Genomic DNA, 13,579 nt, shown 5'->3' with positions numbered 1-13,579 from the left:
CCCGGACAGGGCGGGGGTACTGCTGACAGAAGAGATACTAGGACGTCCTAATAAATTGTTGGGAGTGATCGCCGTCACAGGTCGAGGTGACCGACCGAAACGCCGAGCCGCTGCCCGGCAGGCCGGTGCTGACGGGGACGGTGCTCGACAAGCCGTGAGCACGAGGTACGAGGGATCGTGAGCACCCTCTTGTGCGGGGTCCGGTCGGTCCGGGCCCCGCGCTTCACGAGGTCACGCTTTCTCGTGTGGGACGGTCCGGCGTATCCGCGGGACCCGGACAGGAACTCGCTGCGCACAGCACTGTGGCCGGACCACCCTGGGGTGCTCCGGCCACAAACCCCGGTCATCCTGGCTCCGCTCCGGGATGCGGGTGTGTCACTGGAACTGTGCGAAGAACCTCCAGATCTCTGCCTTGGTCCAGGTGGCGACGCCGCTTTCGCCGGAGGAACCGTCGACCGGACCGGGTATGTGGCCTCCGTCGAACGCGGCCCACTGGACCGGGTATCCGGCACGGCAGCCCGAGTAGGTGGTGGTGACGTGCGTTCGGCTGCCCGGCGCGGGCTCGCGCGGGCTCTGGCGGGTGCAGCCGTTGTTGCTGACGAATCGGTCGCGCAAGGACCGCCCCTGCCCGATGTTGAGGACGGAGTCGCTGATGCCGTGGATTCCGAAGTAGGCGATGGGCTGGCTGCCGCCGCTGCACCCGCTGATCTGGGCGCCGGAGATGACCGCGACGGCCCTGAAGACGTTCGCCCGGCTGCATGCGAGTGCGTAGCTCATCCCGCCGCCCCAGCTGAATCCCGTGGCGAAACGCTGTGCCGGGTTGACACAGAGACCGCCCTCGATGCGCCGGATCATGTCGTCGACGAAGGTGATGTCCTCACCGCCCGAATTGGCCCAGCCGTTGCCGAGGCCCTGGGGGGCGACGAGGATCGCACCGTTGTTCGACTGTTCTTGCTGGCCGTAGTAGGACCAGGCGTTCCCGCTCGTGCCGCCCGCGGCGACGTCGCCGGCGGTTCCGCCCCGCCAGTGGAACGCGAAGATCAGCCGGTAGCGGTGGCTGTTGTCGTAGTTGGCGGGAACCCTGAGGATGAAGCTGCGGCTCTTGCCGCCGCTCTGAATCGTGTGCGTACCGCTCGCCAGAGTCGGGGCGCTGCCGCATCCGCCGCCGCCACCGGACGACAGCTTGACCATCTGCCACTGCTGGTTGGCACCGCCCCAGTCGGAGTACTGGACGACGTTGCCGCCGTCGGCGGTGGAGGCGCCCTGCACCTCCACCGCCTTGCCGCTGGTGCGGTTGACCAGCCGGACATGGCCCGCGTCGGAGTCGGCCAGGCGGAACTGCTGGTTGGCCCCGTTGTGGTCGGCCCACTGCTGGATCGCGGCACCGTCCGCGGTCGAGGCACCGGCCACGTCGAGCACCTTGCCCGAATGCCGGGCCTTGAGGCGGTAGAAGCCGCCGCCGGAGTCCACGAACTGCCACTGCTGGTTGGCTCCGTCATGGCGCGTCCACTGGCTGATCCGCGCGCCGTCGGCGGTGGATGTGCCGGAGACGTCCAGCGCCTTGCCGCTGTTGCGATTGACCAGGACGTACCAGGCGTTGGTGTCCACCGTCGCCGCCTCGGCGGGCGTCGGATTCACCGCGGTGAGCATGCCGACGGCGAGCGCCGCCGCCACCACGGCGGCGATCCGGGACCACCAGCGACGTCTGGGGGGAGGGGCGGGGGAGCCCGCACCGTAGGTCTTCATCGATTCACCCCTGTGTCCGTGGCGGTTCCCATCAGGTGCGGGTCCAGCGCTGGTTGCTGCCGTTCGAGCAGGAGTAGAGCTGGATCAGGGTGCCGTTGGCGGTGCCGCTTGCGACGGCGTCGAGGCAGAGGCCGGACTGGACGCCGACGATGGACCCGTTGGAGTTGATGCGCCACTTCTGGTTGTCGCCGCCCCAGCAGCTGTAGATCTGCACTTTGCTGCCGTTACCGGTGCCGGCGGCGTCCAGGCACTTGTTGCCGTAGACCCTGAGCTCGCCGGCGGCGGTGTACGTCCACTGCTGGTTGGTGCCGTTGTGGCAGTCCCACAGGTGGAGCTGAGTGCCGTCGGTGGTGCTGGTGCCGGGCACGTCCAGGCAGCGGCCCGAACCGACACCCTTGACCGGTCCGGACTCGGAAGGGGGCGTGGTGGAGCCGCCGTTGAGTGCGTTGAGGACGGCGGTGTAGGCGGGCTTCTTGCTGCCGTTGTCGTTGAACAGGAGCGGCGTGTGCTCCCGTCGCCAGGAGTCGCTGTCGCGCACACCCCAGACGGTGATGCCGAGGCAGCGCGGGACGGCCAGGCAGTCGTTGGTCACGTTGGCGTAGGTCGTGGGCGAGGCGCCCTGGATGTCGAGCTCGGTGATGGCCACGTCGACGCCGAGGGCGGCGAAGCTCTGCAGGGTGGTGCGGAAGTTGCTGTTGTAGGGGCTGCCGTTGTTGAAGTGCGACTGGAAGCCGACGCAGTCGATCGGCACGCCGCGCTGCTTGAAGTCCCGGACCATGCGGTACATGGCCTGCGTTTTGGCCCACGTCCAGTTCTCGACGTTGTAGTCGTTGTAGCAGAGCTTGGCGGCCGGGTCGGCAGCGCGGGCGGTGCGGAACGCGACCTCGATCCAGTCGTTGCCGGTGCGTTGCAGGTTGGAGTCGCGGCGAGCTCCCGAATTGCCGTCCTCGAAGGCCTCGTTCACGACGTCCCACTGGGTGATCTTGCCCTTGTAGTGGGCCATCACGCCGTTGATGTGGTTGATCATCGCCTGGCGCAGCGCGCTGCCGCTGAGGCTCCGCATCCAGCCGGGCTGCTGGGAGTACCAGGCCAGGGTGTGGCCGCGCACCTGCTTGCCGTTCTGCACCGCCCAGTTGTAGACACGGTCACCGGCGGAGAAGTCGAACCGGCCCTGCTGCGGTTCGGTGGCGTCGATCTTCATCTCGTTCTCGGCCGTCACCGAGTTGAACTCACGGTTCGCGATCGACGTGTACGCCGAGTCGCCCAGCCTGCCCGAGGCGATGGCGGTGCCGAAGTAGCGGCCGCTCTGCGCCGCCGCAGCGCCGAGCGTGTTCTCGGCCGCCTGTGCGGGCGGCGGCGCGACCAGTGCGGTGACCACACCTAGGACGCCGACGACCAGCGCCAGCAGCAGGCCGCGGATCTTTCGGCGGATAGCGAGTCTGGGAAGGGCATACGAGCCCATGGCTGTGCCTCCAAGGTTGACATCACGGAAGGACTGAAGCGCAGGGGATTGCGTCGTCCGCTCCCACTCGGCGGACAAACGGGGCGGGCCGGCACCCGGGGCACGCGGAATCACCGGGCACCGTGGTCATGCGACGGGGACGATCTCGACTGGCACGGACGGCGCCCGGCCGGTCGTCGGGTGACGTCCGGTGGGCGGCGGCGGTGTTTCGACACAGGCATGGGGCACTCCATCGCAGCTCAGCCGGGGGCCGCCATGCGGCGTCGCGCACCACCTCTCCAACCGTGCGAAGAGCCGGGATGCGCTGGTGCGAACCTCACCGGAACGTGACGGGGTGACGCAGGTGCTTCGGTGCGCGGATCTGTCGTGCATCTGTCGTGCAGCTGTGCGTGGATCTGTCGTGCAGCGCAGACTTGCCCAGGAGAGCAGTGGTTCGATATATCGAACTGTGGCCGCTGTCTCAGACAGGGATGATTGAGGTATTGACGATGCATCGTCAATACTCTTCGCAGAAGAAGTTTCGATTCCCTGTCCGAAACATTCGAGAGCTCCGGCTGGTCGAACGGCGGCCGACGCCGCCGTCGGTGGAGGTCGAAGGGCCGGAGTCGGGGTCGGGGTCAGGGCTGGGACGGGTATGCCGGCCTCTTGCTCGACGGCACCTTGTCGTACCGGAGGGGAAGTGCTGTTTGTGGCCAGATCGGCGACAGGCCTTGACCGGAGAGCCCCGCATTCCTAGCTTGTGGCGTCAAAGCTTCCGGGAATTCGCCGAAACATTTCGAGATCGCCCTTGCCCCGGCAGACCGCTCCACGGTTCCTCGGGTCACCTCACCCCCCACCCCTCAAAGGAGTGCCCTCTGATGTGGTTTCGCCATTGGTCCCCGGTCCGCCCAAGACGCTTACTCGCCGTCCTTGCGCCCTTGCTGCTCGTGGCCACCTTCCTCGGTGCCCAGCCCGCCGTCGCGGCGACCGTAGACCCCAACGCCTCGTATGTCCTGGTCAACCGCAACAGCGGCAAGGCCCTGGACGTCTACAACATGGCGACCGGCGACGGCGCCCGCATCACCCAGTGGACCAGGAACGATCAGGCCCAGCAGCAGTGGCAGTTCGTCGATTCCGGGGGCGGCTACTACCGCATCAAGTCCCGCCACTCGGGCAAGGTGCTGGACGTCCACAACTGGTCCACCGCGAACGGCGGCTCGATCGTCCAGTGGGCCGATCTGAACGCCGCCAACCAGCAGTGGCGGCTGGCCGACAGCTCGGACGGCCACGTGAGGCTCATCTCGCGCCACAGCAACAAGGCCCTCGAAGTGCAAGGCGCCTCCACCGCCGACAACGGGAACATCGTCCAGTACGACGACTGGGGTGGCGCCAACCAGCAGTGGCGGCTCGTCAAGGTCGACGGTGACAGCCCCGGTACGTGCGATCTTCCGTCGACATACCGCTGGACCTCGACGGGCGTGCTGGCGCAGCCCAAGTCCGGGTGGGCCTCGCTCAAGGACTTCACCGTCGCCCCCTACAACGGCAAGCATCTCGTCTATGCGACGACGCACGGCGCCGCGGGAACGGGAGCGGGCTGGGGTTCGATGAACTTCGGCCTGTTCACCAACTGGCCGGAGATGGCCTCGGCCGGCCAGAACGCGATGTCGGCTTCCACCGTCGCCCCCACGCTCTTCTACTTCGCGCCGAAGAACATCTGGGTGCTCGCCTACCAGTGGGGCGGCGGGAGCGCCTTCTCCTACCGGACGTCGAGCGACCCCACCAACCCCAACGGCTGGTCAGCACAGAAGGTGCTCTTCTCCGGAAGTATCACCGGCTCCGGAACAGGACCCATCGACCAGACGCTCATCGCTGACGGCCAGAACATGTACCTGTTCTTCGCCGGTGACAACGGCAAGATCTACCGGGCCAGCATGCCGATCGGGAACTTCCCGAGCAGTTTCGGCTCGACCTACACCACGATCATGAGCGATACGGCGGACAAGCTGTTCGAAGCCCCGCAGGTCTACAAGCTCCAGGGCCAGAACCGCTACCTCATGATCGTTGAGGCGAGGGGCTCGCAGGGCCGCTACTTCCGCTCGTTCACGGCCACCAGTCTGAACGGCTCATGGACGCCCCAGGCCGCGACCGAGAGCAATCCCTTCGCCGGCAAGGCCAATAGCGGCGCCACCTGGACCAACGACATCAGCCATGGCGAACTGATCCGCACCAGCGCCGATCAGACGTTCACCGTCGATCCCTGCAACCTGCAGTTCCTCTACCAGGGACGTAACCCCAACTCCGGCGGCGACTACGGCCAATGGCCCTACCGTCCGGGTCTGCTGACCCTGCGGCGCTGACGGCGTGGCACGAGTCCGGCTCCGGTAGGGAGCCGGCGCGGCGGGCTCGGCGCAAGGCCGAGCCCGCCCGGTCACGCGACAACGCCAGCGCTCATACGGCGACGGAGGGCGGCAGGCATCCGAGCCGACTGGTGGACCTGCTGCCGAACTTGGCGCATGGTTTCAGCTCACGCCGTCGCATCGGGCCTCGCCGTGGCGATCTCGGTGATCAGGCCCTCGACCAGGACCTTGATCTCGTCGCGGATGGGGCGGACGGCCTCGACGCCCTGTCCGGCCGGGTCGTCGAGCTTCCAGTCGAGGTACCGCTTGCCGGGGAAGACGGGGCAGGTGTCACCGCAGCCCATGGTGATGCAGACGTCCGACTCGCGGACCGCATCGACGGTGAGAAGCTTCGGCGACTCCTGGGAAATGTCGATGCCGACCTCGGCCATCGCCTCTACGGCGGCCGGGTTGACCTGATCGCCGGGACTGGAGCCGGCGGAGCGGACCTCGACGCGGTCGCCGGCCAGGTATGTCAGCCAGGCGGCGGCCATCTGGGAGCGGCCGGCGTTGTGGACGCAGACGAACAGGACGGACGGCTTGTCGGCCATGGTGATGGTCCCTCCGGTCGCAGCCCGCTCGTATCAGCGAGTGATGATGTGACAATATCAGTGCATGCTGACTTCAGTCGACGCTGATGTGATTCGAGCGCTGGGCGATCCGCTCCGCCTGAAGATCGTGACCCTGCTGGCGCGCGAGACGCTCTGCACGACGCACCTGGTCGAGGAGACCGGAGCCAGGCAGACCAATCTGTCCAACCACATGAAGGTGCTGCGCGAGGCCGGGATCGTGGAGACCGAGCCGTGCGGCCGCTTCACCTACTACAAGCTGAAGCCCGAGGTCCTGGCCGGCCTGTCCGAACGGTTCGCTGAACTCGCCGCCTCCGCCCGTACCGCTTCCGAGAACAAGAGGGCCTGCCCGTGACCTCCACCGAGCCCACCACCGCCTCCACCCAAGGCGCCGGCCCGGCCGGGGACGACTCGATCGTCAAGAAGCTCTCCACCCTCGACCGCTACCTCGCGGTCTGGATCCTGCTCGCCATGGCCATCGGCCTCGGCCTGGGCCGCCTGATCCCGGGGATGAACGACGCGCTCGCGAAGATCGAGGTCGGCGGGATGTCCCTGCCGATCGCCCTCGGCCTGCTCGTCATGATGTACCCGGTTCTGGCCAAGGTCCGCTACGACAAGCTCGACCGCGTCACCAGCGACCGCAAGCTGCTGATCTCCTCGCTGGTCATCAACTGGATCGTCGGACCGGCGGTCATGTTCGCCCTGGCGTGGATCTTCCTGCCGGACCTACCCGAGTACCGTACCGGCCTGATCATCGTCGGCCTGGCCCGCTGCATCGCCATGGTCATCATCTGGAACGACCTGGCCTGCGGCGACCGTGAGGCCGCGGCCGTCCTCGTCGCGCTGAACTCGGTGTTCCAGGTCCTCGCGTTCGGCCTGCTGGGCTGGTTCTACCTCGACCTGCTGCCGCGCTGGATGAACCTCGGTGATGGCCAGGGCTTGGACGTGTCCGTCTGGCACATCGCGCTGAATGTCGTCATCTTCCTCGGCATCCCGCTGCTGGCCGGCTTCCTCACCCGCCGCATCGGCGAGCAGAAGCTGGGCCGGGAGGACTACGAGCAGAGGTTCCTGCCGAAGATCGGCCCGTGGGCCCTGTACGGGCTGCTGTTCACGATCGTCATCCTCTTCGCCCTGCAAGGGAAGACCATCACCTCGCAGCCGCTGGACGTCGCCCGGATCGCGCTGCCGCTGCTGGTCTACTTCGCGCTCATGTTCTTCGGCACCTTCCTCCTCGGCAAGGGCCTGGGTCTGGCCTACGACCGCACCACGACGCTGGCGTTCACTGCTGCGGGGAACAACTTCGAGCTGGCCATCGCGGTCGCCATCGCCACCTTCGGTGTCACCTCCGGCCAGGCGCTGTCCGGCGTCGTCGGCCCGCTCATCGAAGTGCCCGTGCTGATCGGCCTGGTCTACGTCGCGCTCGCCTGGCGTCGGAAGTTCGCCGTCGGCGCGGTGACGACGGCCCCGTGACAAGCACGTGGACGTGTTCGCGCGCCCCGATCTGAGCCCGTGAAGCCCGTCGCCCGGGCACCAAAATCAGTCGAAGAGCGGGCGGCGGCGCTCGACCTGGGCGGCGTAGCGACAGCGGCCGTTGGGTACCAAAATCAGTCGAAGCGCGGGCTGCGGCGCTCGATCGGGGCGGCGTCGAGCCGGCGGCCGTGCTGCTTGGCGATGCGCCCGCGCGTGTCCAGCGGCAAGACGCCCGACTGGATCGACTCCGTCCGTCCGATCGTCATGTCGCGGCGGGTATGGCCAGCAGCTTGCCCATCGCGGCGAGCACCGACGGCTCGACCTTGTAGTACACCCAGGTGCCGCGCCGCTCGGAGGTGAGCAGGCCGGCTTCCCTGAGCTTCTTCAGGTGGTGGGAGACGGTGGGCTGGGAGACGCCGACGTCGGAGATGTCGCAGACGCACGCCTCCCCGCCTTCGTGCGAGGCCACGGCCGAGAACAGACGCAGCCGCACGGGGTCGCCGAGCGCCTTGAACATCCGAGCTGCCGTCTCGGCCTCCTCGGCACTCATCGGGCGCTCTGTGAGCGGCGGACAGCACGGCACCACGCCCTGACCGGCGGCGGTATCGAGCAGCGGCAGTACCTTCGCATTCGACATGCGTCTATGTTGACATACGTCGAACCAGTGGGGTGGAGATGTCCCAGGGTGTTCGACCTCGGCAGTGAGCCGCACAGGCGGGTGAGAGCAGGGTGAGGCTGTCGTAGTAGTGCGGGCGCGACCCGCGCGGCCGGACGCCTCCACCGCCACCGGGAGCAGCCCCCGGCGGAGCAAGGCGTGGGGGACGGCGAGACCGGAATGACCTCCACGGATGCCGATGGCCTCGGCGTACTCCATCAGACCTTCCCCTCGTGAATCGATATGTGTCTATGTTGACGCTCATCAATACAAGTGCCATGCTGGGCCCCGGAGTCATCGACGGATGTCGAACCACGCAAGGAGTCGCCGTGAACGTGCCTGCCACCGCCGAGCTGCCCGTCGTCGTGATCGGGGCCGGACCCGCCGGTCTGGCCGCCGCCGCCCACCTTCTCGACCAGGGCATCGAACCCTTGGTCCTGGAAGCCGGACAGAAGTCCGGCGCCGCGGTGCGCGAGTGGGCGCACGTGCGCCTGTTCTCCACCTGGGGCGAGGTCGTCGACCCGGTCGCCGAAAAACTGCTGGCCCCCACCGGCTGGACGCGCCCGGACCCGGCGACCTACCCCTCCGGCGGCGACTGGGCGGAGCTCTACCTGCAGCCGCTCGCCGACCTCCTCGGCCACCGCGTCCGCACCGGAGCGCGCGTCACCGGCGTCTCCCGAGCCGGCCGGGACCGCATCGTGGACGCCGACCGCGACCGGCAGCCGTTCGTCGTGCACATCGCCCACGCCGACGGCCGCGAGGAGCGCGTCTTCGCCCGCGCCGTCATCGACGCCTCCGGCACCTGGGCGACGCCGTCCCCGGCCGGCGGCAGCGGCCTTCCCGCCCTCGGCGAGAAAGCCGCCTCGGACCGGATCACCTACCGGGTCCCGAACCTCAAGGACACCGCCGTACGCGCCCGGTACGCCGGCAAGCGCACCGCCGTCATCGGCTCCGGCGCCTCCGCCTTCACCGCCCTCGCCTACCTGGCCGAGCTCGCGAAGTCGGGCGACGGCGTGGGGACGAAGGGGGTGTGGATCCTGCGCCGGGGCATCTCCGGCTCAACCTTCGGCGGCGGCGAAGCCGATCAGCTCCCGGCGCGCGGCGCCCTGGGCCTGGCGGCGAAGGCCGCCGTGGACGAGGGCCACGCGGACGCGGCCACCGGCTTCCGTACCGAGGCGATCGAGCGAGCGGACGACGGCCGCCTGGTCCTGGTCGGTGAGGACGGACGCCGCCTGGACCCGGTAGACGAGGTGATCGTTCTGACCGGCTTCCGCCCCGACCTGTCCTTCTTGGAGGAGCTGCGCCTGGGCCTGGACGAGCGCCTTCAGGCACCGGTCGAGCTGGCGCCGCTGATCGACCCGAACCAGCACTCGTGCGGCACTGTCTACCCGCACGGCCACCGCGAGCTCTCCCACCCCGAATCCGGCGTCTACCTCGTCGGCATGAAGTCCTACGGCCGCGCCCCGACCTTCCTGGCGATGACCGGCTACGAGCAGGTCCGCTCCGTCACCGCGGCGATCGCCGGCGATCTCGAGTCCGCCGACCGTGTCGAACTCACCCTCCCGGAGACCGGCGTGTGCGGCGGCGCAGGACTGTTCGACGACCCCGCCGCCGGACAGGCCGAAGCCGGCGGCTGCTGTGCTCCCGCTCCGGCGCTCGTGCAGATCGCCGTCGGCACGCCCGCCGCCACCGTGACCGAGGGGGCGCCGGCGGGCGGCTCCTGCGGCTCCTGTCAGTGAAGGTCCGTTGCAGTAGCCCTCGCAGCATGGACTCCAGGGCAGGACCGTCTCGCGCCTACTTGATGAGGTCCTTGAACTTGTAGTAGCCGCCCGCGAAGGGCAGGAACCACGGTGGGCCGAAGTGGCCCGGGATCCGCCGGAAGGGCAGTTCGCGCCAAGGGTTGGCGGTCGGGGTGCCGTTCATGCACTCGGCCATCTGCTTGCCCATGTGGGTGGCCATCTGGACGCCGTGGCCGGAGTAGCCGAGCGAGTAGAAGAGCCCGTCCTGCTCGCCGGCGTGCACCATGCGGTCCATGCTCATGTCGACCAGGCCGCCCCAGCAGTAGTCGACGCGCGCGTTCGTGAGCTGAGGGAAGACCTGGGTCATCGCCTTGTGCAGGATGCGCCCGCTCTTCGCGTCCGACTGCTGGTTGGACATGGCGAACCGGGCGCGGCCACCGAACAGCAGCCGCTGGTCCGGAGTGATGCGGAAGTAGTTCAACAGGTTCAACGAGTTCGATGCCATCCGCCGGTTCGGCAGCAGTGTGTCGCAGACGTCCTTGCCCAGCGGCTCGGTCACGATGATGAAGCTGCCGACCGGAGCGATCCTGACCTGGTGCCAGCGGAACGGTCTGCTGGTGTAGCCGCTGGTCGCGACCAGCACCTGGTCGGCCCGGACGGTCCCGCGCGGCGTGACCAGCTCGTGCCGCGTGCCGTCCACTCGACTGACCTGCTCGACCGGTGCCTTCTCGTGGATGGTGACACCGATCCGCGCGGCCGCCTCGGCGAGACCCATCGTGAACTTGCCGACATGCAGCCCCGCGCTCTTGGCGTCGACCAGGGCGCCGTGGAAGCGGTCCGAGCCGATCTCCGAGTGGATCTCGCTCTTGGGGATCAGCCGGGTCTCGATCCCGAGACGGCCGGACATGATCTCGTGGGTCTTGCGCAGACCCTCGAGATGGGCCGGCTTGGAGGCCAGGTTCAGCTTGCCCGTGCGGGCGAAGTCGCAGTCGATTCCCTCATCGGTGACGAGCTTCTCGAGCGTGTCGACCGCGTCGTGGTAGGTCATCAGGTATGCCTTCGCGGTGTCGAACCCGTAGCGGGCAACCGCGTCCCGGAACCCGATCGACAGGCCCGTCGTGGCCATGCCGCCGTTGCGACCCGACGCGCCGAATCCCACCGTGTCCTTCTCGAAGACGTGCACGTTCGCGCCCTTGCGCGCCAGGTGCAGTGCCGCGGAGAGACCGGTCAGGCCGGCCCCGATGACCGCCACGTCGACATGCCCACCGATTTCGGTACGGGACCGGTCCGGACCCTGGGGAGCGGTGTCGAGCCAGTAGGGGGTGAACTTCATATCGCTGCTCTCTCTCCTGCCAGTGCCGTCCGCTGTGAACGCACGCGGGTCAGGCCCTCACGGGTTCCGCTGTCGGAAGTGTGCTCGCTGTCACTCGGAGACCGTTCATCGCAGTTCTCTCCGAGAACGGTCTTGACGTCCGACGTCCGGGGGTGCGGCCTGAGTCAAGGTCGGGGCCTGTTGACAGTGGTCGACCCTACTCTTATGGTCGACAATCGACAAGCGACAGACTGACCGCCCTTCGATCGACACCTGGAGGAACCGTGGAATTTGAGAGCAAGCCGAAGTTCGTCGCGTTCGACATGAACGGAACGTTGATCCACTTCCGTATCAACGAGGTGATCCGTCGGGTCCTGGGCGACCGGCTCCCGGCCGAGATCGCCGACGAGTTCCTGCGCACCGGCAACCAGTACCGGATCGACGAGTGCCTGGGCGCGTACCAGCCGTTCCACCAGGTCGTCGCCCGCTCGTTGGAACGGACCATGCGCAGGTTCGGCCTGGAGTTCCGGGAGGGCGACGGTCAGGCGGTGTACGAGGAGATCCCGACGTGGGGTCCGTACCCCGGTGTCAGTGAGGCGCTGCGGCGCTTGGCCGAGGAGTACCCGCTGGTGATCGTGACGAACTCCGACGACGTGCATGCGAAGCGCCTCGCGGAGAACCTCCAGGCCCCGTTCGAGGTCGTGATCAGCGCCGAGGAGATGGGCATCTACAAGCCACGGCTCGGTGCGTTCGAATACACGCTGGACAAGCTCGGCGTGACACCCGACGAAATCGGGTGGGTCTCGGCGAGCCCGAAGTACGACCTCCGCACCGCGGCCAACATGGGCATCAAGAGCAAGGTGTACATGGACCGCGGCTTCGAGCACGACGAGCACTGGCTCGACTACAAGCGGATCACCGACATCGCCGAACTCCCCGCCCTTTTCGGCCTGCCCCGCCCTTGACGGGAGAGGTGGGTACCGCATCATCAACCGCCGGTCTCCCGTCCTGCGTCGTCCAGGGCTCGGGGATCACGGCCCGGAGTGACACTCGGCCCGACCGGCCTCCGCGCGGGTGTGGGTCGAGGAGTCGGTCTCCGGGTTGCTGACATCGAGGAGGAGGAAGGCCATCCCCGCGCCCCCGGTCGGCTCGTCCGGCACCCCTGTGCCGGACGGCTCAAGGGTGCCGGGCCGGCCGTCGGCAGCTCACTGCAGTCGGTGTCGGTCCCAGAGGTATAGTCGACAAACGACCAAGTGGTCGACAACGGCCAAGGGAGGGCGACCGGGTGGACCACAAGTTCGAGTGGCTTGAGCAACGGACGACCACGCCGGACGGCGTCTACCGCACGCTGCGGGCCGCCATCCTCGACGGGACCGTGCCTCCTGGTGGACAGCTGCGCGAGGCGCACATCGCTGCAGATCTCGGGATCAGCCGCTCCCCGCTGCGTGAGGCGCTGACCAAGCTGGAGGAGGAAGGGCTCATCGTGAAGATCCCCTTCCGTGGGGCCTTCGTCGTAGAGGTGAGCGCTCGTGACGTCGCCGAGATCGCATCGGTCCGCCTACGTGTCGAGCCGTACGCCGCTGAGCTCTCGGCCGGAGCCCTACGCGGTCCTGAGCGTCCGCAGTTGATGCAAACCGTCGAGGATCTTCACCGGGCAACGGAGAAGAACGACATCCCGGCGAGCATCGACGCCCACCTTCGCTTCCACCGGCTCTTCTACGACCTCTCGGAGCACGGCGTCCTGCAGAGTCTTTGGAATGGCTGGGAGACCAAGCTGCGCCTCTACCTCAGCGTCGACCACCGCACTTACAGCGACGACCCGCATCAGCTGGTCGTCGAGCACGAGAGGTTGGCTGCGGTTGCCCTGGAAGGCGACACCGACGCCTTCCGCCAGGAACTGGCCGCCCATTTCAAATCGGCGCTGCAAGCCCAGACGGAAGCTCAGCAAGCACGTACGTCCAGGCGTGCATGAGGTGATGTCGCCTGCGAGAAGGGTTCAAGCACCCTCGCCACGGCGACATCATTGACCCATGCCGCGCTCGGGGATCGAGCGGGCGACCACGGCAGGACCCCGGCGAAGGGTACGCGCCGGGGTCCGTTGTCGCGCTCGGCAGCGGCCTGCCCCTGAGCGCTGCGGTGCTCCAGATCTGCCCCAGCAGGTCGGTGTCCGTCGCGGTGGCTGCGAGTCTCGGTAGTTCTGCTCGCTGTCGAACCGCGCCCAGAACGCAGACGCCCCGTCCTCCAGTTGGAC

The 13,579-nt window shown here is 67.9% G+C and carries 12 protein-coding genes; 6 read left to right on the top strand and 6 right to left on the bottom strand.

Going from position 1 to position 13,579, the window contains the following annotated elements; genetic code table 11:
* Positions 1–375: 375 nt before the first annotated feature.
* The gene (locus tag C1J00_RS00100; RefSeq protein ID WP_102906975.1) at positions 376–1,677 is read right to left on the bottom strand and encodes an RICIN domain-containing protein; all 1,302 of its coding nucleotides are present in this window, start codon (positions 1,675–1,677) and stop codon (positions 376–378) included.
* A 100-nt stretch (positions 1,678–1,777) separates the two neighbouring features.
* Positions 1,778–3,208 (bottom strand): endo-1,4-beta-xylanase, encoded by a 1,431-nt coding sequence (locus C1J00_RS00095; protein ID WP_102906974.1) that lies wholly within the window; start codon positions 3,206–3,208, stop codon positions 1,778–1,780.
* Between the two features lie 857 nt (positions 3,209–4,065).
* Between C1J00_RS00095 and C1J00_RS00090 the strand changes: the two genes are divergently transcribed.
* A complete protein-coding gene (locus tag C1J00_RS00090; RefSeq protein ID WP_102906973.1) occupies positions 4,066–5,544 on the top strand; it encodes a non-reducing end alpha-L-arabinofuranosidase family hydrolase in 1,479 nt (492 codons plus the stop codon).
* Between the two features lie 167 nt (positions 5,545–5,711).
* Here C1J00_RS00090 and C1J00_RS00085 read toward each other — a convergent pair whose 3' ends face one another.
* Positions 5,712–6,134: an arsenate reductase ArsC gene (locus C1J00_RS00085; RefSeq protein ID WP_102906972.1), complete on the bottom strand. Its 423-nt coding sequence runs from the start codon at positions 6,132–6,134 to the stop codon at positions 5,712–5,714.
* Positions 6,135–6,198: 64 nt separating this feature from the next.
* Here C1J00_RS00085 and C1J00_RS00080 point away from each other — a divergent pair, with 64 nt between their 5' ends.
* The gene (locus C1J00_RS00080) at positions 6,199–6,507 is read left to right on the top strand and encodes an ArsR/SmtB family transcription factor (protein ID WP_102906971.1); all 309 of its coding nucleotides are present in this window, start codon (positions 6,199–6,201) and stop codon (positions 6,505–6,507) included.
* Positions 6,504–7,622, top strand: a complete 1,119-nt coding sequence (gene arsB / locus C1J00_RS00075) for an ACR3 family arsenite efflux transporter (RefSeq protein ID WP_102906970.1) — start codon at positions 6,504–6,506, stop codon at positions 7,620–7,622. Before C1J00_RS00080 ends, arsB begins: the two co-directional genes overlap by 4 nt.
* A gap of 134 nt (positions 7,623–7,756) precedes the next feature.
* Here arsB and C1J00_RS47545 read toward each other — a convergent pair whose 3' ends face one another.
* Positions 7,757–7,888 carry a hypothetical protein gene (locus C1J00_RS47545; protein ID WP_281262734.1) on the bottom strand — a complete coding sequence of 44 codons (132 nt, stop codon included), beginning with the start codon at positions 7,886–7,888 and terminating at the stop codon, positions 7,757–7,759.
* On the bottom strand, positions 7,885–8,259 hold the full coding sequence (locus tag C1J00_RS00070) for an ArsR/SmtB family transcription factor (RefSeq protein ID WP_102906969.1): 375 nt from the start codon (positions 8,257–8,259) through the stop codon (positions 7,885–7,887). Before C1J00_RS00070 ends, C1J00_RS47545 begins: the two co-directional genes overlap by 4 nt.
* A 347-nt stretch (positions 8,260–8,606) precedes the next feature.
* On the opposite strand from C1J00_RS00070, the gene C1J00_RS00065 reads away from it, so the two are divergent.
* On the top strand, positions 8,607–10,016 hold the full coding sequence (locus tag C1J00_RS00065) for an NAD(P)-binding domain-containing protein (protein WP_102906968.1): 1,410 nt from the start codon (positions 8,607–8,609) through the stop codon (positions 10,014–10,016).
* A gap of 55 nt (positions 10,017–10,071) precedes the next feature.
* Here the strand turns inward: C1J00_RS00065 and C1J00_RS00060 are convergent, their stop codons facing one another.
* Entirely contained in the window at positions 10,072–11,349 is a 1,278-nt protein-coding gene (locus C1J00_RS00060; protein ID WP_102906967.1) for an NAD(P)/FAD-dependent oxidoreductase, read from the bottom strand.
* Between the two features lie 263 nt (positions 11,350–11,612).
* Between C1J00_RS00060 and C1J00_RS00055 the strand changes: the two genes are divergently transcribed.
* Both C1J00_RS00055 and C1J00_RS00050 read left to right on the top strand, forming a co-directional pair.
* Positions 11,613–12,293: a haloacid dehalogenase type II gene (locus C1J00_RS00055; RefSeq protein WP_102906966.1), complete on the top strand. Its 681-nt coding sequence runs from the start codon at positions 11,613–11,615 to the stop codon at positions 12,291–12,293.
* A gap of 320 nt (positions 12,294–12,613) precedes the next feature.
* Positions 12,614–13,300, top strand: a complete 687-nt coding sequence (locus C1J00_RS00050) for a GntR family transcriptional regulator (protein WP_102906965.1) — start codon at positions 12,614–12,616, stop codon at positions 13,298–13,300.
* Positions 13,301–13,579: the final 279 nt, after the last annotated feature.

It is taken from the genome of Streptomyces cahuitamycinicus, assembly GCF_002891435.1.
In the GTDB taxonomy this organism is placed as follows: Bacteria; Actinomycetota; Actinomycetes; order Streptomycetales; family Streptomycetaceae; genus Streptomyces; species Streptomyces cahuitamycinicus.
The sequence above is the reverse complement of the archived record's forward strand: the minus strand, read 5'-3'. Positions and strand labels throughout refer to the sequence as shown.